The following is a 20974-nucleotide window of genomic DNA, read 5'->3' on the forward strand; positions in this document are numbered from 1 at the left end:
TGCTCGACCGACTCTCGAGGAGCCCATCATGAACACGACCTACCACGTCACCGGGATGACCTGCGGCCACTGCGCAGGCGCCGTCAAGGAGGAGATCGGGGCGCTGGAGGGCGTCCGGTCCGTGGACGTCGACCTCGTCGCCGGCGGCACCTCGTCGGTGCACGTGACCAGCGACGTCCCGCTCGACGACGCCGCCGTCGCGGCCGCGGTCGACGAGGCGGGGAGCTATCAGGTCGTGGGGTCGTGACGCTCCAGACCCACGAGCTCGACATCGGCGGGATGACCTGCGCCTCGTGCGCCGCCCGTGTCGAGAAGAAGCTCAACAAGCTCGAGGGCGTCGAGGCGTCCGTCAACTTCGCGACCGAGCGGGCGTACGTGTCCGCGCCGGCGTTCGTCGACGTGGCCGACCTCGTCGCCACCGTCGAGAAGACGGGCTACTCCGCCGCTCCCGTCCGTGATCTGCCGGAGCCGGCCGCGACGGGGGACGCGACCGGCTCCGGCGCCACGCCCGACGAGGATCCCGAGCTGGTGTCCCTGCGGCAGCGGCTCGTGGTCTCGGCGCTCCTCGCGGCCCCGGTCCTGGTGCTGTCGATGGTTCCCGCGTGGCAGTTCGACAACTGGCAGTGGCTCGCGCTCACGCTCGCCGCCCCCGTCGCGGTGTGGGGTGCCTGGCCGTTCCACCGTGCCGCGCTGATCAACGCGCGCCACGGCGCCGCGACGATGGACACGTTGATCTCGATCGGCGTCACCGCCGCGTTCGCCTGGTCCGTCTATGCGTTGTTCTGGGGTCACGCCGGCGTGACCGGCATGACGATGGAGCTCACCTGGTTCGCCCAGGGGTCCGGGGCCGACGAGATCTACCTGGAGGTGGCCAGCGCGGTCACCGTCTTCATCCTGCTCGGTCGCTATCTCGAGCAGCGCGCCAAGCGGGACTCCGGCGCCGCCCTCCGCGCGCTCCTCTCGCTGGGCGCCAAGCGGGTCACTGTGCTCCGTGGCAACCGAGAGGTCGAGGTCCCCGTCTCCGAGCTCGGGGTCGGTGACACCTTCGTGGTGCGACCGGGCGAGAAGGTCGCCGCCGACGGTGAGGTCGTCTCGGGCAGCGCGTCGATCGACGCCGCGATGCTGACCGGCGAGAGCGTCCCGGTGGACGTCACAGCCGGTGACCGTGTCGTGGGCGGAACGGTCGCCGCCGGCGGCCGGCTCGTCGTCCGCGCCACGGCCGTCGGCGAGCGCACGCAGCTCGCCCAGATGGCACGCCTGGTGGAGAACGCTCAGAGCGGCAAGGCGCCGGTCCAGCGCCTCGCGGACCGCATCTCCGCCGTCTTCGTGCCGGTCGTCATCGTGATCGCCCTCGGCACGCTCGCCGGGTGGTTGCTGGCGGGCGGGACGCCCACGGAGGCGTTCACCGCGGCGGTCGCGGTCCTCATCATCGCCTGCCCCTGCGCTCTCGGGCTCGCGACGCCGACGGCGCTCCTGGCCGGGACCGGCCGCGGGGCGCAGATGGGCATCCTCGTCAAGGGCCCGGAGATCCTCGAGTCCACCCGCCGGGTCGACACCGTCGTGCTCGACAAGACCGGCACGGTGACCGAGGGAGCGATGCACGTCGTCGGCGTGGAGACCGTCGCCGGCACCGACGCCGGCGAGCTCCTGCGGCTCGCCGGTGCGGTCGAGGCGGCGTCGGAGCACCCCCTGGCCCGTGCGGTGACGACGGCGGCCCGCGAGGCGGGGGACCTGCCCGAGGTGCACGAGTTCGTCACCACGACTGGGCTCGGGGTCGGCGGCGTGGTCGAGGACCGCAAGGTTCTCGTCGGACGCCTCCCGTGGCTCCTCGAGCAGGGATCGAGCCTTCCTGACGGCCTGCCGGACACCGGTCCTGCGACCACGCCGGTCCACGTGGCGGTCGACGGCGAGGTTCGTGGGGTCGTCGCGGTGGCGGACCGGGTCAAGCCGACGTCGGCCGAGGCCGTACGCCGGCTGCGCGCGCTCGGCCTCGAGCCAGTCCTCCTCACCGGCGACCGACGCTCGGTCGCCGAGGACGTGGCGCGCGAGGTCGGCATCACCGAGGTCGTCGCCGAGGTGCTGCCGGAGGACAAGGCCGCGGCCGTCGCCGACCTGCAGGCCCGCGGGCGTACGGTCGCGATGGTCGGTGACGGGGTCAACGACGCACCGGCCCTCGCCGTCGCCGATCTCGGGATCGCCATGGGCACCGGCACCGACGTGGCGATCGAGGCGTCGGACCTGACCCTCGTCCGCGGCGACCTGCGCCTCGCTCCCCGGGCCATCGAGCTGTCGCGCCGTACGCTGCGCACCATCAAGCAGAACCTCGGATGGGCGTTCGGCTACAACGTGGCGGCGATCCCGCTCGCGGCGGCCGGCTTCCTCAACCCGCTGATCGCCGGCGCCGCGATGGCCGCGAGCTCGGTGCTCGTCGTCACGAACTCGCTGCGGCTGCGCAACCTCTGACCCGCCCCGCGCCGCGCCCCGTCCGCGTTTTGTCGAGTTGCGGTCGGTTTTCCCGGACGGAAGCGACCGCAAGTCGACGAAACGCGGACGGGGGCTCGTTCACGCCAGGGCGAAGGTCTTGCGGTACTCCCCCGGCGTGACGCCGACCAGTCGCCGGAAGTGGTGACGCAGCAGCGTGCCGGACGAGAAGCCGCAGCGGTGCGCGACGTGGTCGATGTCGAGGTCGGTCGACTCCAGGAGAGTGCGGGCCCGGAGGATCCGCTGCTGAGCCAGCCACTGGATCGGCGTCGTCCCCGTCTCTGCGGTGAAGCGACGAGCGAACGTCCGCGGCGACATCCCGGCGAGCTCCGCCAGGCGCGAGACCGGCTGCTGCTCCTCCAGGTGTTCGACCATCCAGTCGAGCACCTCGGCGAACATGTCGTCGCTGCACTCGGGCACGGGATGGTCGATGAACTGCCGCTGACCACCGTCGCGCTGCGGCGCCACCACCATGCGCCGCGCGATCGCGTTGGCGGCCTCGCTCCCGATCTCCCGGCGCACGAGGTGGAGTGCGGCGTCGATCCCGGCCGCCGTACCGGCGCTCGTGACGATGTCACCGTCGTCGACGAAGAGGACGTCCTCGTTGACCTCCGCGACCGGGAACATCGTGCGGAGCAGGGCGGCATGGCGCCAGTGGGTCGTGCACGGGCGCCCGTCGAGCAGCCCCGCCTCCGCGAGGATGAACGCGCCGCTGCAGAGACTGAGCATCGTGGCTCCGGAGGCGTGAGCGGCGCGCAGGGCGGACAGGATCGCCTCGTCCAGCGGCACGAGCGCCTCGCCGGTCCGTCGCCACGACGGGACGACGGCGACGAGATCGGCCCCCAGCAGCCCGTCGAGACCGTGGTCGGGGACGATCGACCCGCCGACCGAGAGGCGGACGGGAACTCCTGCCTCCGGGCCGCAGATCCGGAAGTCGAACGGCGGGACGCCATCCTCGGTCCGGTCGATCCCGAAGACCTCGCACACCACCCCCAGCTCGAAGGCGGTGACGTCGTCGGCGACCAAGGCAGCGACCGTACGGATCATGGAGTCGACGCTACGTGGCAGGATCTGTGCGGTCAACGACTTTTACACACCTTCTGTCTCGATCTGTACGAGCGCATGGTTGTTGCCATGAGGCATTCACGAAAGCATCTGATCACGACCAGCCCACGCTTCCCGGCGTTCCGCGTCGGCAACGGCAACCGCGACGCGCAGCGCCTGCGGTCGGAGCTCCAGGCGATCGCGACCCACAGCCAGCCCAAGGACTGAGGCGCGGCGACGCGCACCGAGACCGATCAGCGGAGGCGGGAGCCCCACATTGGTCGACCCGGAGAAGGGTCCTTGCTAGCCTTTCCGCACGCTGTGCGAGAGAACGAGGAGGTGCTACCCGTGAACGCAATGACGTGGGTGCTCCTCGGCGAGGTCACAGCCGGGCGATAGGTCGTCCGGGAGCGCCGTTCAAGCACTCCCGAAAGGCACGACCATGCGCATCACCTCCGAAGAACGCCTCGACGACGGCGTCCTCGAACGAGAGTTCACCCTCGGCGGCATCCCCGGCATGCTGTGGACCCCCACGTCCTCGCCAGCGCCGGTGCTCCTCATGGGCCACCCTGGCGGGCTTCGAACGATGTACCCGCGGCTGGTGGGGCGAGCGAGACACTCCGCAGCGAACGGCTTCGCCGCGGCCACGATCGAGCTGCCAGGGGCCGGCGGTCGACCTCCGTCGGCCGACGCCGAGCAGGCCCGGGCCGACCTGCGGCGAGCGGTGCTGGCCGGCGAGCCCGTCGACGAGATCGTCGACAGGCTGGTCCTTCCCCTGGTCGAGAACGCCGTCCCCGAGTGGCAGACGCTCCTGGACGACCTCCTCGCGCTGCCAGGGATCAGCGGCCCGGTCGGTTACTCGGGCGGGGTGACCGCCCTCGGGATCAGGCTGGCGCTGGTCGAGCCACGCATCGCGGCGCTAGGGCTGTTCGCCGGAACCTTCGTGCCGCGCGTCATGTTCGACGAGGCCCGTCAGATCACCGTGCCGCTGCACGTCCTGCTGCAGTGGGACGACGAAGGGAATGACCGGCAGCGGGCACTGGACCTCTTCGATGCCTTCGGCTCCCAGGAGAAGACGCTGCAAGCCAACATGGGCGGGCACACCGGGGTTCCGCCGTTCGCGGCGGACGACGCGGCCAGGTTCTTCGCCCGGCACCTGAGGTGACGCCACGTTCTCAGACCGGAGAGGCGACGCACCTCCAGACTCCCGTGTCACGATCGGGGGCATGACCACCCTCATCGGCATCACGGGAGCGACCGGCCGCGTCGGCCGGGCGGCCGCACGCCACCTCGCCGACGGCGGGTATGCCACGCGGCTGATCGTCCGCGATCCGGCACGCACGCCGACTCTGCCCCGGTCGGAGGTCGCGGTCGCCTCGTACGACGACGCGCCCGCATGCCGGGCGGCGTACGAAGGACTCGACACCCTCTTTCTGGTCTCGGCGACAGAGTCGGCCGACCGCGTCGCCCAGCACCGTACGGCGGTCGACGCGGCGGTCGCTGCGGGCGTACGCCAGCTGGTCTACCTGTCGTTCGTCGGGGCGGGTCCGGACGCAGGGTTCCTCCTCGCCCGCGACCACGGCGCGACCGAGGAGCTGATCGCCGCCGCTCCGGTGGAGTGGACGTTCCTGCGCGACAACCTCTACACCGAGGCGATCCAGACGATGTTCGGCGACGACGGCGTGATCCGCGGGCCCGCCGGTCGCGGCAGGGTCGCCTCCGTCTCCCAGGCCGACGTGGCGGCGGTGGTCGCACACGTGCTCGAGGACCCCACAGCGCACACGGGCAGGACGTACGAGCTCACCGGGCCCGAGGCCCTGACGCTCGACGAGATCGCGGCGCTCCTCACCACGGCGACCGGCAGACCTCACCGGTACGTCGCCGAGACGGTGCAGGAGGCGTTCGCCAGCCGGGCACGGTACGAGGCACCGCGCTGGCTGGTCGAGGCGTGGGTCAGCACCTACACCGCCGTCGCCGACGGCGAGCTGGAGCACGTGAGCGACGACGTTCCCGCGCTGCTGGGGCGCCCCGCGACCACGGTGGCGGAGGTGTTCAGCGGCCGCCGGACGTGACCGCGTCGAGCACGCGGAGCGCGTTGCCGCCCGCGAGCGCCGCCATGTCGTCGGCACTCCACCCCCGGGTTGCGAGCGCCTCGAGGACGCGCGGGTAGGTCGAGACGTCCTCCAGACCGACGGGGAACCGCACGAAGCCGTCATAGTCACCGCCCAGCCCGACGTGCTCGACGCCCATCACCTCACGAGCGTGCTCGATGTGGTCCACGACGTCTTGGACGGTGACCCGAGGCTCGGGGCCGACCTCGCCGCCGTGACGCCAGCGCGCCCAGCTCTCGCTGAGGAAACTCGGCACGAAGGCCACCATCAGCACGCCCCCGTTGTCACGCAGGCGGAGCAGCACGTCGTCCGGCACGTTGCGAGGGTGGTCGGTCACCGCGCGGCAGCTGGAGTGGCTGAAGATCACCGGCGCCGCCGTGACGTCGAGGGCGTCGTGCATGGTCGTCGTCGCCACGTGGGACAGGTCGACGAGCATCCCGAGCCTGTTCATCTCCCGAACCACGTCGCGACCGAGGTCGGTGAGACCGCCGTGGACCGGCTCGTCGGTCGCGGAGTCGGCCCACGCCGTGTTGTCGTTGTGCGTGAGGGTCATGTAGGCGACGCCGAGCCGCGAGAGCACCCGCAGCACGGCGAGCGAGTCGTCGATGCTGTGACCGCCCTCGGCGCCCAGCAGGGAGGCCACCTTGCCGTCGGCCCACACCGCCCGGACGTCGTCGCCCGTCCGTGCGAGCGCGAGGTCGTCCGGGTAGGCCGCCACCAGCCGGTGGACGAAGTCGATCTGCTCGAGGGTCGCCTCGACCGCGTCGGCACCCGCGAGCGACGTCGGCACGAACACCGACCAGAACTGTGCGCCGACCCCGCCACGGCGCAGGCGAGGGACGTCGGTGTGGAAGCGCCCGTGCGGAGCGACCTCTCCCAGGCCGTCCGTCGCGTACGCCGCCTCGACCCGCGACTCCCACGCGAGGTCGTTGTGGCCGTCGAAGACCAGCGCCTTCTCCAGCGCCGAGCGCACCGTCGGGTCGCCGGTCACCGCGAGCCGGGCTGCGGGATGGGGTGAGGAGGACGCCGCTGGATTCACCGGGCAACCCTGGCACGCCAGGAGCTGGTCGCGCACGGACCCGTCGTGGAGCGTGTCACGCGACGGGTCCGCACGCGAGCTATCGGGACCCCGAAAGCGCCCTGTCGATCTCCCGGAGGAAGTCCTCGAGGTCCTTCGGCGTCCGCGAGGTGATCAAGGTCGGCGTCCGGCTGTCGTCGACCACCGCGGCGTCGTCGACCCACTGGCCTCCGGCGTTGCGGATGTCGGTCTGTAGCGAGGCGTACGACGTGAGCCGTCGGCCGTCGACGACGCCGGCCTCGACCAGCGCCCACGGACCGTGACAGATCGCGGCGATCGGACGGCCGTTGCTCTCGAACGCCGTCACGACCCCGACCGCGTCCTCGTCGAGGCGGAGCTGGTCGGCGTTGATGGTGCCGCCCGGGAGCAGCAACAGGTGGTACGCCGACGGGTCCACCTGCGAGATCGTCGTCGTGGGAGTGACCGACTTGCCGGGGTCCTTGTCGCCGACCAGGGTCTCGATCGGGTCGTCCTCCACCGCGGCGACATCGACCTCGGCCCCGTGCTCACGCAGGTGGTCGACGGGCACCACGAGCTCGTCCTGCTCGACGCCGTAGTTGCTGACCAGGGCCAGGACTCGGCGTCCGCTGAGGTCGGGCTTGGACATCAGATGTCTCCTCTCGACTAGCGGAAGGTTGCCTCCGCCAGGTACCCACGTGGGGAGCCGTCACACCTTCGCCCCGCCGGATGCGACCTACGCTCGACCCATGACGTCATCGATGGAGGAGACGGCGCGTGCCGCGCGCCGCGCCGTCACCCGGGAGGACGCGGGGCGGGTGCTGCCGCGGATCGCCCACCTCCTCGCGCCGTACAAGCGCAAGATGCTGCTCGTCGGCCTCGCCGTCGTCGCCGGCGCCGTGCTGGCCTCGCTCGCGCCGTTCCTGACCAAGGCGGTGTTCGACGACGCCTTGTTCCCGCCCGGTGGTGGTGGCCCCGACCTCGGGCTCCTCGGGTGGCTGGTCGCCGGGCTGTGCGCGATCCCGGTCGTCACCTCGCTGATCGCGATCGGCCAGAACTATCTCACGTCGACGATCGGCAACTCCGCGATGGCGGACCTGCGCGGACGACTGTTCGCGCACCTGCAGACGATGGAGCTCGGCTTCTTCACCGCGACGAAGACCGGGGCGATCCAGTCGCGCCTGGCCAACGACGTCAGCGGCGTACGGACGGTGCTGACCGACACCGCGACCACCATCCTCCAGAACGCCGTCACGGTCCTCTCGGCCTTCGTCGCGATGGTGATCCTGTCCTGGCAGCTCACGATCATCACGCTGATCCTGATGCCGGTGTTCGTCGTCATCCAGGTGCGGGTCGGGCGGCGGCGCCAACGGCTCGCCCGCAAGACCCAGGAGTCGCTGTCGGAGATGACCGCGATCACCGAGGAGGCGCTGTCGGTCTCCGGGATCCTCCTCGCCAAGGTGTTCAACCGCGCCGAGAGCGAGACGCTGCGCTACCGCGACGAGAACCACCGCCAGACCCACCTCCAGGTCAGGGCCGCGATGACGGGCCGGACGTTCTTCGCGATGGTCCAGACGTTCTTCGCGATCACACCGGCCCTGATCTATCTTGTCTCGGGCCTGATGCTGACCGGGCGGCTGGACTCCTCCGGCGCCGCGCTGACGGCGGGCACCCTCGTCGCGTTCACCACGCTGCAAGCCCGGCTGCAGATGCCCCTGATCCAGCTCATGCGCGTCACCCTCGACGTCCAGACGTCGCTCGCGCTGTTCCGACGGATCTTCGAGTACCTCGACCTGGAGCCGGCGATCGTCGAGCGGCCCGACGCCCGGCCGCTTCCCGACACCGGAGAGGGAGGACGCGTCGAGTTCCGCGGCGTGTGGTTCCGCTACCCGCCACCGCGGCTCGTGGGCATCCAGCAGCCCCGCGGCACCGACGACCAGGACCCCGTGACGGAGGAGCGCTGGACGTTGCAGGACGTCTCGCTGACGGTCGAGCCGGGTCAGCTCGCGGCCATCGTGGGGCCGTCGGGATCGGGCAAGACCACCATGACGTACCTCGTACCCCGCTTCTACGACGTGACCGACGGCGCCGTCCTCATCGACGGCGTCGACGTCCGCGACGCGACCGAGCACTCGCTGGCGACCACGGCCGGGATGGTGACGCAGGAGCCGTACCTCTTCCACGGCACCGTCTACGACAACATCGCGTACGCCAAGGAGGGCGCGACGCCGGAGGAGGTCGAGCAGGCTGCGCGCGACGCCAACATCCACGACCGGATCATGAGCTTCGCCGAGGGCTACCAGACGGTGACCGGTGAGCGCGGCTACCGGCTGTCAGGGGGCGAGAAGCAGCGGATCGCGATCGCGCGAGTGTTCCTGATGAACCCCAGGGTCCTCATCCTCGACGAGGCGACGTCGGCGCTCGACACCGAGACCGAGCGCCTCGTCCAGGACGCTCTCGAGCGCGCGACCGTCGGGCGCACCACGATCGCGATCGCGCACCGGTTGTCGACGATCCAGAACGCCGACGTCATCTTCGGGCTCGAGGAGGGCCGGCTGGTGGAGCAGGGCACACACGCCGAGCTGCTCGCCGAGGGCGGGCTGTACTCGCGGCTCTACGTCGAGCAGTTCGGCGGCGGCGAGATCGAGGGCCGCTTCCGCGACGGTGTCGTGTTCCGCGACGGCGCGGTCTTCCACGACCGTGAGGACCACGTCCGCGCCGACGTCCCGCTCTGACCTGCCTCGCGTCTGGCTACTGCTGGATCACCGAGAGCACGTTGCCCGCGGGGTCGGTGAACCACGCGATGAGTGGTCCTCCTCCACGGAAGATGCCCGTGGCATCGGTGGCCATGGGCGTGCCCTCGTACCTCTCGAACGACACACCGCGCCCGGCGAGGGTGTCCACGGCCGTCTCGATGTCGGGCACCGGGAAGTTCAAGATGGTGAACGACGCCGGCTGGTGCTGGTCGCCCTTGGGGTAGACGAGCGTGTCGCCGCCGCCAGCGTCATGGTCGCCCTCCTTGCGGGGTCACGTCCGGACCCCTCCCGGTGCTGACCGGCTCAGCGTGCGGAACTCACCGGCACGGCTTGAGCGGACGGGTCGCCGGACCCTCGATGACCGAGCCGTCCTCGGCGAACCGCGACCCGTGCAGGGGGCAGTCCCAGGACCGCTCGGCGTCGTTCCACTCCACGATCCCGCCGAGGTGGGTGCAGACCGCCGAGACCGGCGCGCCGTTACCGGAGTCCGCGCAGGGCGGCACCCCGCCGACCGACGGCGGGGCGCCGTCGCGCGTCACCGCGGCCGAGACCCATCCCTTGCCCATCTCCACACCGACCGACGCGTTGAGCTCAGCCGCCTTCGCCGCATCACGCAGCGCGGGTCGGCGCCAGGATCTGACAGCGTCGCGCCACGAGGGCGTCTCGCCCAAGAGGTCACCGGCGAGGGCGAGGCCCGCGGCCGCACCCATCGCCAACCCCCACTTGTTGAAGCCGGTCGCGACGTGGACCGCCCCGCGGTTCGGCAGCAGCTTGCCGACGTAGGGCAGACCGGAGGCGGGCGCGTAGTCCTGCGCCGACCACGTGGCCAGCGGGTCCCCCACGCCGAAGGTGCTCTGGGACCAGGCGACGAGGTCGTCGACCTTCTGCGCCTCGGACCGGGCGCGCCCGGTGGTGTGCCCGTTGCCGCCGACGACGAGCACCGACTCGTCGGGCGTCGACGTCCGCAGGGAGCGGGTCGGAGTGTCGATCGACAGGTGCATCGCGTCCACCGCGGGACCGTCGGTGCGGAAGGCGGCGGCGTACGACCGCTCCGGGGAGAGGCGGGCGAAGAAGCCGCCACGGTCGAGGATCGGTATCCCGGTGGCGAGGACGACGTGGCGCGCGTCGACCGTCGCGTGCTCGGTCCGGACCCGGGGCCTCTCACCGCCGTCCACGCGAAGGACACGGGTCTGCTCGAAGAGCCGCGCCCCCGCCTCGACGGCATCGGCCATGATGCGGTCGGTGACCGCGACGGCATCGATCTGCCCCTGCCCGGCGAGCCGGATCGCGCCTCGCACCTCGTACGGGAGCTCGAGGCTGTCCTCCCACACCACCGGCAGTCCTGCCTCCACGCACGCCTCGTGCTCGCGCCGCAGCTGGCTCTCGCCGTGCGCGGTGGTCGCGTACGTCACCGCGTCGCGGACGTCGTACGGCAGACCGCTGCTCTGGCAGAACGCTCGGATCCACTCCTGGCCGGAGCGGTTGGCCTCGACGTAGCCCCGGAGGCGCTCGGGGTGGTGCCGCTGGAGCGTCGAGAGGCGCGAGCCCTGGAGGAGGCTCACCTTGCCGGTCGTACCCCCTGTCGTCCCGGCAGCGACGGTGCGCCCTTCGAGCACGACGACCGAGGTTCCGGCGCGAGCGAGCGCGAGCGCGGTCGTGGCCCCGACCAGGCCCGCGCCCACGACGACGACGTCGCACGAGAGGTCCTCGCTCAGCGGGGAGTAGGTCGGGCGGTCAGGGTTCTGGTCGTACCACCAGGAGTGCATCGGGTTCGTTCCTTCCGTCGGGCTCACCGGTACCCAGCCTCGCGCAGGACACGCGGGGTTTCAGACCGCCCTCCAGGGGTACCGCCGGGGGGCCGTCTACCGGATCCGAGAGGGAGTTCACGTGGCCACGACCGAGTACGACGCGGTCGTCGTCGGGGCCGGGCCGAACGGTCTCGTGGCGGCGAACCTCCTCGCCGACGCGGGACTCGACGTGGTCGTCCTCGAGGCGCAGCCGGAGGTGGGTGGAGCCGTGCGCAGCGCGCGCGACGTGCACCCCGACTACGAGCACGACACGTTCAGCTCGTTCTATCCCCTCGCGGCGGCGTCGGGCGCGATCGGCGGGCTCGGCCTCGAGAGGCACGGTCTGGAGTGGAGCCACGCGCCCGCCGTCCTCGGGCACCCGCTCCCTGACGGCTCGTGGGCGATGCTGCACCGTGACGTCGACGCGACCGCCCGGTCCCTCGAGGCGCTCGGCTCCGGCGACGGCGACCGCTGGCGCGCCTGGGTCGACGATTGGCGTCACGTCGGCGACGCGATGGTCGACGCCCTGACGACGCCGTTCCCGCCGCTGCGTGCCGGGGCCAGGACGTTGTGGGCGCTGCGCTCGGTCGGAGGGATCGACTACGTACGCCGTCTGCTGGAGCCCGCGGCCGCCCTCGGCAGCGACGGCTTCGAGGGTCCAGGCGCGGGCCTGCTGATCGCCGGCAACGCCGCGCACGCCGACATCCCCGCCGACGCCGCCGGCTCGGGGTTGATGGGTCTCCTCATGACGATGCTGGGGCAGACCGTCGGGTTCCCGGTGCCTCGGGGTGGGGCCGGCCGGCTCTCGGCGGCGCTGGCACGGCGGTTCGCCTCCCTGGGGGGCGACATCCGTACCTCCTCGCGCGTCGACCGTGTCCTGCTCCGTGACGGACGAGCGGTCGGCGTCCGGGTCGCGGACGGCGAGGTCGTCACCGCCCGACGTGCGGTCGTGGCCGACGTCGTGGCCTCGTCGCTGTACGGCGACCTGATCCCGGAGGCCGAGCTCCCCGCGCGCCTGCGCCGTCGGATGCAGCGGTTCCAGCTCGACCCGGGGACGATCAAGGTCGACTGGGCGCTCGACGGCCCGGTGCCCTGGTCGTCGCCGCCGGACGCCCCGCCCGGCACAGTCCATCTCGCCGACTCCGTGAGCGAGATCGCCGAGACGACCGCGCAGATCAACGCGCACACCGTGCCCGGCGAGCCGTTCGTCCTCGTCGGCCAGATGACCACCGCCGACCCGACCCGCTCCCCGGCGGGGACCGAGGCCCTCTGGGCTTACGCGCACGTGCCCCAGGACGTCCGGCACGACGCCGGCGGTGACCGCATCACGGGTCGCTGGGACCGCGACGAGGTCGAGCGCTTCGCCGATCGGATGCAACGCCGGCTCGAGGCCCATGCCCCGGACCTCGCGAGCCGGATCGTCGCTCGACGGGTCCTCGGTCCGCGCGAGCTCGAGGCTCGGGACGCGAACCTCGTCGGGGGTGCCATCAACGGCGGCACCTCCGCGATCCACCAACAGCTCGTCTTCCGTCCCGTCCCGGGCAACGGTCGAGCCTCGACCCCGGTGCCCGGTCTGTTCCTGGCCTCGGCGTCGGCCCACCCCGGCGGCGGTGTGCACGGAGCCCCCGGGGCGAACGCGGCCCGCGCCGTGCTCGCCGAACCTGCCCTGCTCCGCCGCGCGCGTCCGCTCGTCGCCCGTCTGCGCCGCGGAGATGTCCCCACCCTTCGAGAAGGAGCACCTGATGACCGTCGTCTCACGTGAGATCGCCGCCCCCGCCGACCAGGTCTTCGCCGTCCTCGCCGACGGCTGGACCTATGCCGGATGGGTCGTCGGCGCCTCCCGCATCCGTCGGGTCGACGACGGGTTCCCCGAGCCGGGCACCAAGATCCACCACTCGGTCGGGACGTGGCCGATGCTCATCGACGACACCACGAGCGTCATCGCCTGCGATCCGGGACGGCGGCTCGAGCTCCGCGTCCGCGCGTGGCCGCTCGGCGAGGGCGTCGTCCGTCTCACGCTCGAGGACAACGGGGCGACGACGACGGTCGAGATGGAGGAGCACACCGTCAGCGGGCCTGCGAAGCTCCTTCCGAAGCCCGTGGAGTCCCTCGGCCTCCAGGCGCGCAACCGTGAGTCGCTCCGTCGGCTGGCGTTCCTCGCCGAGGGCCGCCACCTCTAGCCGACCGGTCCCGTCCGTCCCGTCCCCGATTTGTGCAGTCGGTCAGGGTTCTTCGACGCGAGACCTTCACCAACTGCACAAATCGGGGGCGGGGGCGGGGGAAATGGGGGCGGGGGAAATGGGCGCGGGCGGGCCCTAGAGCGCGAGGCCCACGTACTTCGCCTCGAGGTACTCGTCGATGCCCTCCGCGCCACCCTCACGGCCGAAGCCGGAGGCCTTCACGCCCCCGAACGGCGCGGCGGGGTTGGAGACGACGCCCTGGTTGATCCCGACCATCCCGGTCTCGAGACCCTCATAGACCCGTACGGCGCGCGCGAGGCTCTCCGTGAACGCGTACGCGACGAGGCCGTACTCCGTGTCGTTCGCCATCCGGATCGCCTCCTCGTCGGAGGAGAACGTGAAGACCGGCGCGACGGGTCCGAAGATCTCCTCGCGGAAGACCTGGGCGTCCGGGCTGACTCCGGCGAGGACGGTGGGCGGGTAGAAATAGCCCGGCCCGTCCGGGACCTCGCCGCCGGTGAGCACGGTCGCGCCGGTCTCGACGGCGTCGGAGACCAGCTCGGCGACCTTGTCGCGCGCCTTCCCCTCCACCAGCGGACCGACCTCGACGCCGTCCTCCGAGCCGCGCCCGATGCTCATCGCGCCCATCCGCTCGGCGAGCCGGCGGCCGAACTCGTCGGCGACGGACTCGTGGACGAGGAAGCGGTTGGCCGCGGTGCAGGCCTCACCCACGTTGCGCATCTTGGCGAGCATCGCACCGTCCACGGCCTTGTCGAGATCGGCGTCCTCGAAGACGAGGAAGGGCGCGTTGCCGCCGAGCTCCATCGACACCCGCAGGATGCCTTCGGCGCTCTGCTCGATGAGCTTGCGGCCCACCGGCGTCGACCCGGTGAACGTGAGCTTGCGCAGGCGCGGGTCGCGGATCAGCGGCTCCATCACCTCGCTGGTCGAGCTCGTGGTCACGACGTTCAGGACGCCCTCCGGCAGCCCTGCCTCGGTGAGGAGGTCGGCGAGCGCGAGCATCGTCAGCGGCGTGAGCCCGGCCGGCTTGACGACCATCGTGCAACCGGCGGCGATCGCCGGACCGATCTTGCGGGTCCCCATCGCGAGGGGGAAGTTCCACGGCGTGATCATCAGGCACGGGCCGACCGGCTGCTTGAGGGTCAGCAGACGCGTCGCACCGTTGGGCGCGACGGCGTAGCGGCCGTTGATCCGTACGGCCTCCTCGGAGAACCAGCGGAAGAACTCCGCGCCGTACGCGATCTCGGCCTTGGACTCCGACAGCGGCTTGCCCATCTCCAGCGTCATCAGCAGCGCGAGGTCGTCGGCGCGGGCGGTGATCAGCTCGAAAGCCTTGCGGAGGATCTCGCCGCGCTCTCGCGGCGGCGTCCTGGCCCAGTCGGACTGTGCCGCCACCGCGGCGTCGAGCGCGGCCCGCCCGTCGGCGACCGACGCGTCGGCGACGTGCGCGATCGTCTCGCCGGTGGACGGGTCCTCGACGGCGAAGGTCTTCTGGCCCTCGGCGTCACGCCACTTGCCGCCGATGAAGAGCTGGGGATGCACCCCGGCGACGACCTCGGACTCGCGACCCTGCAGAACTCCACCGTTCACCGGCATGGTGACCTCCTCGTACGTACGCGGCGTTCCCGACGATCCTCTCGCGACGGCCCCGCCGGTGCACGGGGCGAGATGTCGCCCGCGCCGACCAGACCGTTACACGTCGTGGGTACCCGCTCGACGCTCGACCAGCACCAGCCCCGCGTGGAGGAGCAGACCGATCACGGCCCCGACCGCGATCCCGTAGAGGTTGTCCCCCACGTCCTCACCCGACAACCCGTCGCGGGCGGTGGGCATGACCGCCTGCCACCACTCCACGAGCCACGGGGCGGCGAGGACGACGAGCGACGGCCACCATTGGCGCAGCTCCAGCGAGAGCAGCACGGCCGAGGCTCCTAGCGCTAGCCCGGCCCAGACGTTGAGCGAGCGGGAGTCGATCCCGGTCAGCAGGGCATCCCACCGTGGCGGGTCGACGTGCAGACCCAACGGGCTGACCCAGCGCCAGCCCTGGTCGAGTGCGCCCGGCATCATCGTGACGGCGGCGTACGATCCCAGCGCGGCGGCGTACAACCAGACCCGCAGCGGCGAGACGGTCCCCGTCCGGAGCGCCACCGCCGCCAGCGTGGTGGCGAGGAGCAGCGCCAGCACGACGCCGATGCCGGACAGCGGCGTCTCGCGGAAGTAGGCGTCGAGCACGCCTCCGAGTCAAGCAGCCGGAGCCTCGGGTGGGACGAAGACCCACGGGGTACGGGGCAGCGCGGCGGGGTCGAACTCGGCCAGCATCCCCGCGGCGCTGCGCGCGGACATCCCCAACGAGTCCGCGATCACCGCGACCAGGTCGGCCGACGTCCACCCCAGCGCCTCGAGGTCTGCGAGGGTCACGGCGCCGTCGCGCTTGGCCAGTCGCTTGCCCTCGGTGTTGAGCGCGAGCGGGACGTGGGCGTACTCCGGCGGCGTGATGCCGAGGAGCGTCGCCAGGTAGGCCTGCCGAGGCGCCGACGTGAGCAGGTCGTCGCCCCGCACGACCTGGTCGACGTCCATCGCGGCGTCGTCGACGACGACTGCCAGGTTGTACGCCGCCACACCGTCGTTGCGGACCAGGACGAGGTCGTCGACCGGCCCGGTGACGGTGCCGTGGAGGACGTCGTGGACGGCGAACTCGTCGACGTCCGACGCGAGCCTGAGCGCCGCGGGGCGCTGCGAGCGGCGGGCCTCACGCTCGGCGTCGCTCAGCCGTCGGCACGTCCCCGGGTAGTGGCCCGGGACGCCGTGCGGGGCCGACGCAGCCTCGGCGATCTCGCGGCGCGTGCAGAAGCACTCGTAGGTCAGTCCCCGCGCGGCGAGCGTCGCGACGGCGTCCGCGTAGTCCGCCTGCCGTGACGACTGGAGGACCACCGGGGGGTCCCAGTCGATGCCGAGCGCAGCGAGGTCGGCGAGCTGCCGCTCCTGGGCTCCTGGGCGGACCCGGTCGAGGTCCTCCACCCGCATCCGGAAGCCCCGACCGGTCGAGCGGGCGAACATCCACGCGAGCATCGCGGTCCGCAGGTTGCCGACGTGGAGGTCACCCGACGGGCTCGGGGCGTAGCGGCCGTTCATGGGTGCGCCAGGCAGAGAGTTCCACTCATCAGGACGGCATCCTACGCAGGAGAGTCGGGGGCACGTGTCACGATCGAAGGGTGACGACCTCTCCCGCACTTCGCTCCGGCGCCTCGCGCACCTGGCGTCCTGCCGGCGCGGTCGACGTGCGCTGGACGCTGGGCAGGCTCGGCAAGGGGCCGTACGACCCGGCGCACCACGTCGCCTCGGACGGTGCGGTGTGGCGAGCGGGGCGCATGCGGTCCGGCCCGGTCACCTACCGGGTCGCCGAGGTCGCCGGAGAGATCACCGTCGACGCCTGGGGCGACGGCACCGACGAGCTGCTGGACGAGGTCCCCGGGCTGCTCGGCCACCAAGACGACTGGTCGGGGTTCGAGCCGCGCATCCCGCTCGTCGCGCGTGCTCTGCAGCGTCACCCGGGCCTCCGCCTGCCCACCCAGCGCCGGATCTTCGAGACGCTCGTCCCCGCGATCCTCGAGCAGCGGGTGCCCTCCGTCGACGCGTACGCAGCCTGGCGGCGTCTGCTCCGCGCTCACGGCGAGCCCGCCCCCGGGCCTACCCCGGTCCCGATGGTCGTCCCGCTCGCGCCCGAGCAGTGGCGCGCGCTCCCCTCGTGGGCGTGGCACCGCGCCGGAGTCGACCCTGCACGGTCCCGCACCGTCGTGCAGGCCGCGCAGCGGGCCACGGCCGTCGAGCGGCTCGTCGACCGGTCGTACGCCGAGGTGTCGGCGGGGCTGCGGTCGCTCCCGGGCATCGGCGTGTGGACCAGCGCCGAGGTGAGGCAGCGTCTCGGTGACCCCGACGCCGTCTCGGTCGGCGACTACAACCTGGCCAAGGACGTCGGCTGGGCCTTCGTCGGCGAGCCGGTCGACGACGCGGCGATGCTCGAGATCCTGGAGCCCTGGCGCGGCCACCGGGGCCGGGTGATCAACCTGCTGTACGCCGACGGGGTGCTCCGCCGTCCGCGCCGCGGCCCTCGCCTGACCCTGATGGATCACCGGCGCCGCTGACCGGATCGGTCGCTCTCGTGCCGTATCAGCCGACTCGGGTCATGATGTCCTCATGCGACGTTCGGGGGACGTCGCGCTCCGGGTTGTCGTGCTGCTGGGAGTCTGGATCGTCCTCGGACGGACCGTCGGGCTCCTGGTCGGCGGCACCCCCGACGCGACGATCGCATCCGCGGTCGTGACCACAGCGGTGTGGTTCGCGACGGCCGGAGCCGTCGCGCTCCGCGACGGGCGGCGAGGGCTCCCCAAGCCCTACCCCCTGTGGGCCTGCGTCGGCGTCGTGTCCGCCGTCGTCTGCGTCACCTGGCAGTGGGCCGCGAGCGCGATCGCCGCTGGAGGCACCGACGTGACGCTGCTCCGCGACGACCTCCTGGTGCTCTCACCCGGGCTGGTCGTCGGGGCGTGGGGTTGTTCCACCGTCGGTCTGGCGCTCGGTCGGCACGACGCCGCGGCTCGGCGCAGGCGCGAGGCCACCACCACGACCCCCGAGCCCGTCCGCACACCCGTCTTCGCCCGCAGCGCCTTCAGGCGCGCGGTGCTGTCTCACCGGCCGCTGACGGCATCGGCGAGCCGGGCGATCCGCGACGTCCGCCCGCCTCGCGAGTCCTCGCGGCGATCCGCCGCACGATAGGCCGCGTACATCGCCTGCACCCCCAGCCACCGCAGCGGCTCGGGCTCCCAGCGCCGGGTGCGGTGACCGACCCACGGCAGCGCCGTCAGGGCGCTCTCCTCGCCGAGGACGAGGTCGCGCAGCGTCCGCCCGGCCAGGTTCGTGGTCGCCACCCCGTGCCCGGTGTAGCCGCCCGCGGCCGCCAGCCCGGTCGTACGGTCGAGCGTGACCGTCGCGCACCAGTCGCGCGGGACCCCGAGCACCCCCGCCCAGGCATGGTCCAGACGAGCGCCGGCGGCTGCGGGGAAGCGCCGCGCGAGCACGTCACGAAGGCTGTCGATGGTCGCGCGCTGGGTCGCGCCGTCGTGGTCGGTGCGCGAGCCATAGCGGTACGGCACGCCGCGACCGCCGATCGCGATCCGGTCGTCGGCCGTCCGCTGGGCGTACATGTAGGCGTGGGCCTGGTCGCCGACCGTCTCGTAGCCCGACCAGCCGATGGTGTCCCAGACGGCCGCGCCCAGCGGCTCGGTGACGACCATCGCGGAGTTCATCGGGAGCCAGGTGCGCCGCAGCCCTGGCAGGGAAGCGGTGAAGCCCTCGGTCGCCCGCACGACGTACGTCGCGGCGACGGTGCCCGTCGCCGACCCGCTCCGGAACCGGACGCGACGCGGCTCGATCGCGGTCACCGCGGTGCCCTCGTACACCTCGACGCCCAGGCGCTCGACCGCGGCGGCCAGCCCGGTGACCAGCTTGGCGGGGTGGAGGCGTGCGCAGTGCGGGGTCCAGAGGCCGCTGACCGCCTCGGCGACGGCGACCCGGGCGGCGACGTCGCCGGCGTCCAGCAGCTCGTGGTCGTGGTCGCCCCAGGACTCGGCGTACGCGTGGTCGGCCCGGAGCCGCTCGTCCTGCGCCGCGTTGCAGGCGACGGTGAGCTCGCCACCCTTGACCACGTCGGCGTCGATGCCCTCGGAGGCTGCGACGGCGATCACCTCGTCGACCGTCGCCTTCATCGCCTCGCTGAGCGCCACGACGCCCTCGCGGCCACGGGCTGCGGCGTACACCTCCCGCGAGCCCGCCATCGCCGACGTGAGCCAGCCACCGTTGCGACCCGACGCACCGTAGCCGCAGACCTCGCGCTCGAGCACCGCGATCCGCAGGGTCGGCTCGGCCTGCGCGAGGTAGTAGGCGGTCCAGAGTCCGGTGAAACCCCCGCCCACGATCGCGACATCGACCCGGTGGTCGCCCCCGAGCGGCGGACGGGTGGGCTTGGTACGGCCGAGCTCGCTCATCCAGTACGAGACCGCACCGTTGACCAGGGGTGCGTCGCTCACAGCGCGACGGCCTTGCCGCTGACCCGCACGCGCGGCGAGTCGCTGCTCAGGGTCACATGGATGAGGCTCGGCCGGCCCATGTCGACACCCTGCTCGATGGTGAACGACGCGGCCGGCGAGGCGAGGCCGTGGTGAGCAAGGTAGGCCCCGAAGGCAGCTGCGGCCGCTCCGGTGGCAGGGTCCTCGACCACACCACCGACCGGGAAAGGATTGCGCGACTGGTAGGTGTCGTAGTGGTCGGGCCAGACGAGCTGGAGGGTGGTGAGCCGAGACCGCTCCATGACGTCGCGGAGCTGGTCGAAGTCGTACGACAGTCGTGCGAGCCGCTCGCGGGTGCGGGTGACGAGGACGAGGTGCCAGACGCCGGCGTTGGCGCACGAGACCGGATAGCGGGGGTCGAGGTCGTCGCGAGCCCATCCGAGCGCGTCGAGCACCTCGGCGACGAGGGACGTGTCGGCCGGGACGACCTGCGGGTCCACGCTGGTCAGCGTCGCCCACAGCCGACCGTCGCGTTCGACCGTGTCCACGTCGATCGTCCCGGCCGGCGTGTGCATGGTGAGCGCACCGGCACCCGCGCGCTCGGCCACCGCGACGGCGGACGCGATGGTCGCGTGCCCGCAGAACGGGACCTCCGCCTCGGGGGCGAAGTAGCGGACGTCGTAGACCCGCCCGCCCTCGTCACGGGGCACGAGGAACGCCGTCTCTGAGTAGCCGACCTCGGCCGCCGTCGCGAGCATCTCCGACTCGGTCATCCCAGCAGCGTCGAGCACGACGCCAGCGGGATTGCCGCCCGCCGGGTGGTCGGAGAACGCGGTGTAGCGCAGCACGTCAGGCATGGAGGTCACGCTAGCCCGGACCAGGTCGGCGCCACGGTCGGACGACAACCTAGGACCGGCGACCCAGGAAGGCGACCAGCCGCTCGGTCCCGGACGCCTCGGGCCCGACCGGGACCTCGTCGCCGATCTGGCCACTGGTCCGCAAGAGGTCGCCGAGCTCGTCGGTCCGCCCGCGGGCCCACGCGATGTCACGGTCCTCGGTCGTGTCGGTCATGGGGAGAGCGTAGGACCGCGTCCCGACATCGTCACCGCTCAGCGCGGGACGTGCATCATCCAGTCGCGAGGCACCCGGCCGGCGGGTCCCGGGGACGGCTGGTCGTCCGGGTGCGAGGTCGGCGGCGCCAGCTGGGGGCCGGTGAGGATCGACTCCTCCTCGTAGTCGTAGAACCAGTCCTCGCCCGGCTCGTACGACTGGACATAGCGGTGCCCGGTGGCTTTCCAGTGGGCCGTGGCGTGCGCGGCCGGCGAGGAGTCGCAGCAGCCGACGTGCCCGCACTGGGCGCAGCGCCTCAGGTGGAACCACCACCCCTGCGGGTCGGCCGCGTCGCACTCCGCGCACCCAGGTCCGCTCGGTGGCACGCTCACGTCGATGCCGTCCGTCATGGCAGCCCCCCTTCGGGTCCCGTCACAGGCTACGTCGCC

The 20974-nt window shown here is 72.2% G+C and carries 21 protein-coding genes and 1 pseudogene; 10 read left to right on the forward strand and 12 right to left on the reverse strand.

Annotation, left to right across the window (positions count from 1 at the left end; translation table 11 throughout):
• Positions 1-28 precede the first annotated feature (28 nt).
• Positions 29-247: a heavy-metal-associated domain-containing protein gene (locus tag KV102_RS06005; RefSeq protein WP_220342626.1), complete on the forward strand. Its 219-nt coding sequence runs from the start codon at positions 29-31 to the stop codon at positions 245-247.
• Positions 244-2463: a heavy metal translocating P-type ATPase gene (locus KV102_RS06010; protein WP_308290237.1), complete on the forward strand. Its 2220-nt coding sequence runs from the start codon at positions 244-246 to the stop codon at positions 2461-2463. The genes KV102_RS06005 and KV102_RS06010 overlap by 4 nt, the downstream gene beginning before the upstream one ends.
• 99 nt (positions 2464-2562) lie before the next feature.
• On the opposite strand, the gene KV102_RS06015 is transcribed toward KV102_RS06010, so the two are convergent.
• Positions 2563-3528, reverse strand: coding sequence for a GlxA family transcriptional regulator (locus tag KV102_RS06015; RefSeq protein WP_220345592.1), 966 nt, complete (start codon positions 3526-3528; stop codon positions 2563-2565).
• Positions 3529-3615: 87 nt separating this feature from the next.
• Here KV102_RS06015 and KV102_RS06020 point away from each other — a divergent pair, with 87 nt between their 5' ends.
• The 3 genes from KV102_RS06020 to KV102_RS06030 all read left to right on the forward strand — a co-directional run bounded on the left by KV102_RS06020 (position 3616) and on the right by KV102_RS06030 (position 5597).
• A complete protein-coding gene (locus tag KV102_RS06020; RefSeq protein WP_220342628.1) occupies positions 3616-3753 on the forward strand; it encodes a hypothetical protein in 138 nt (45 codons plus the stop codon).
• A 214-nt stretch (positions 3754-3967) separates the two neighbouring features.
• Positions 3968-4690: an alpha/beta hydrolase gene (locus KV102_RS06025; protein WP_220345593.1), complete on the forward strand. Its 723-nt coding sequence runs from the start codon at positions 3968-3970 to the stop codon at positions 4688-4690.
• Between the two features lie 61 nt (positions 4691-4751).
• Positions 4752-5597 carry an NAD(P)H-binding protein gene (locus KV102_RS06030; RefSeq protein WP_220345594.1) on the forward strand — a complete coding sequence of 282 codons (846 nt, stop codon included), beginning with the start codon at positions 4752-4754 and terminating at the stop codon, positions 5595-5597.
• Here the strand turns inward: KV102_RS06030 and KV102_RS06035 are convergent.
• Complete coding sequence (locus tag KV102_RS06035; RefSeq protein WP_308290238.1) at positions 5578-6675, reverse strand: dipeptidase; 1098 nt, start codon at positions 6673-6675, stop codon at positions 5578-5580. The genes KV102_RS06030 and KV102_RS06035 overlap by 20 nt on opposite strands.
• 79 nt (positions 6676-6754) lie before the next feature.
• Complete coding sequence (locus KV102_RS06040) at positions 6755-7321, reverse strand: DJ-1/PfpI/YhbO family deglycase/protease (protein WP_220345595.1); 567 nt, start codon at positions 7319-7321, stop codon at positions 6755-6757.
• Positions 7322-7421: 100 nt separating this feature from the next.
• Here KV102_RS06040 and KV102_RS06045 point away from each other — a divergent pair, with 100 nt between their 5' ends.
• A complete protein-coding gene (locus tag KV102_RS06045; RefSeq protein WP_255559825.1) occupies positions 7422-9407 on the forward strand; it encodes an ABC transporter ATP-binding protein in 1986 nt (661 codons plus the stop codon).
• Between the two features lie 16 nt (positions 9408-9423).
• Here KV102_RS06045 and KV102_RS06050 read toward each other — a convergent pair.
• Both KV102_RS06050 and KV102_RS06055 read right to left on the reverse strand, forming a co-directional pair.
• Positions 9424-9636, reverse strand: a pseudogene (locus KV102_RS06050) (VOC family protein); the annotation flags it as partial.
• 109 nt (positions 9637-9745) lie between these two features.
• Complete coding sequence (locus KV102_RS06055; protein WP_220345597.1) at positions 9746-11194, reverse strand: FAD-dependent oxidoreductase; 1449 nt, start codon at positions 11192-11194, stop codon at positions 9746-9748.
• A gap of 121 nt (positions 11195-11315) precedes the next feature.
• Between KV102_RS06055 and KV102_RS19535 the strand changes: the two genes are divergently transcribed.
• On the forward strand, positions 11316-12977 hold the full coding sequence (locus KV102_RS19535) for an NAD(P)/FAD-dependent oxidoreductase (protein ID WP_220342634.1): 1662 nt from the start codon (positions 11316-11318) through the stop codon (positions 12975-12977).
• Positions 12958-13395, forward strand: a complete 438-nt coding sequence (locus tag KV102_RS06065) for an SRPBCC family protein (RefSeq protein WP_220345598.1) — start codon at positions 12958-12960, stop codon at positions 13393-13395. Before KV102_RS19535 ends, KV102_RS06065 begins: the two co-directional genes overlap by 20 nt.
• A gap of 135 nt (positions 13396-13530) precedes the next feature.
• Here the strand turns inward: KV102_RS06065 and KV102_RS06070 are convergent, their stop codons facing one another.
• The 3 genes from KV102_RS06070 to gluQRS all read right to left on the reverse strand — a co-directional run bounded on the left by KV102_RS06070 (position 13531) and on the right by gluQRS (position 16548).
• Positions 13531-15012 carry an NAD-dependent succinate-semialdehyde dehydrogenase gene (locus KV102_RS06070; RefSeq protein WP_220345599.1) on the reverse strand — a complete coding sequence of 494 codons (1482 nt, stop codon included), beginning with the start codon at positions 15010-15012 and terminating at the stop codon, positions 13531-13533.
• Between the two features lie 96 nt (positions 15013-15108).
• A complete protein-coding gene (locus KV102_RS06075; protein WP_220342637.1) occupies positions 15109-15648 on the reverse strand; it encodes a hypothetical protein in 540 nt (179 codons plus the stop codon).
• A 9-nt stretch (positions 15649-15657) separates the two neighbouring features.
• Complete coding sequence (gene gluQRS, locus KV102_RS06080; RefSeq protein ID WP_220345600.1) at positions 15658-16548, reverse strand: tRNA glutamyl-Q(34) synthetase GluQRS; 891 nt, start codon at positions 16546-16548, stop codon at positions 15658-15660.
• Between the two features lie 80 nt (positions 16549-16628).
• Between gluQRS and KV102_RS06085 the strand changes: the two genes are divergently transcribed.
• Both KV102_RS06085 and KV102_RS06090 read left to right on the forward strand, forming a co-directional pair.
• Entirely contained in the window at positions 16629-17558 is a 930-nt protein-coding gene (locus KV102_RS06085; protein WP_255560567.1) for a DNA-3-methyladenine glycosylase, read from the forward strand.
• Positions 17559-17610: 52 nt separating this feature from the next.
• Positions 17611-18186 (forward strand): hypothetical protein, encoded by a 576-nt coding sequence (locus KV102_RS06090; protein ID WP_220342639.1) that lies wholly within the window; start codon positions 17611-17613, stop codon positions 18184-18186.
• Here the strand turns inward: KV102_RS06090 and KV102_RS06095 are convergent.
• From KV102_RS06095 to KV102_RS06110, 4 genes are read right to left on the reverse strand one after another with little or no spacing between them, the layout of a single operon-like run.
• Positions 18099-19496, reverse strand: a complete 1398-nt coding sequence (locus tag KV102_RS06095; RefSeq protein WP_308290239.1) for an FAD-binding oxidoreductase — start codon at positions 19494-19496, stop codon at positions 18099-18101. The two genes, KV102_RS06090 and KV102_RS06095, sit on opposite strands and share 88 nt — an antisense overlap.
• Positions 19493-20332: a PhzF family phenazine biosynthesis protein gene (locus KV102_RS06100; protein ID WP_220342640.1), complete on the reverse strand. Its 840-nt coding sequence runs from the start codon at positions 20330-20332 to the stop codon at positions 19493-19495. The genes KV102_RS06095 and KV102_RS06100 overlap by 4 nt, the downstream gene beginning before the upstream one ends.
• A 49-nt stretch (positions 20333-20381) precedes the next feature.
• Positions 20382-20546, reverse strand: a complete 165-nt coding sequence (locus KV102_RS06105) for a hypothetical protein (protein ID WP_220345601.1) — start codon at positions 20544-20546, stop codon at positions 20382-20384.
• Positions 20547-20584: 38 nt separating this feature from the next.
• Positions 20585-20935: a UBP-type zinc finger domain-containing protein gene (locus tag KV102_RS06110; RefSeq protein ID WP_220342642.1), complete on the reverse strand. Its 351-nt coding sequence runs from the start codon at positions 20933-20935 to the stop codon at positions 20585-20587.
• Between the last annotated feature and the right edge of the window lie 39 nt (positions 20936-20974).

The sequence above is a fragment of the Mumia sp. zg.B53 genome, assembly GCF_019550935.1.
Taxonomy (GTDB): Bacteria; Actinomycetota; Actinomycetes; order Propionibacteriales; family Nocardioidaceae; genus Mumia.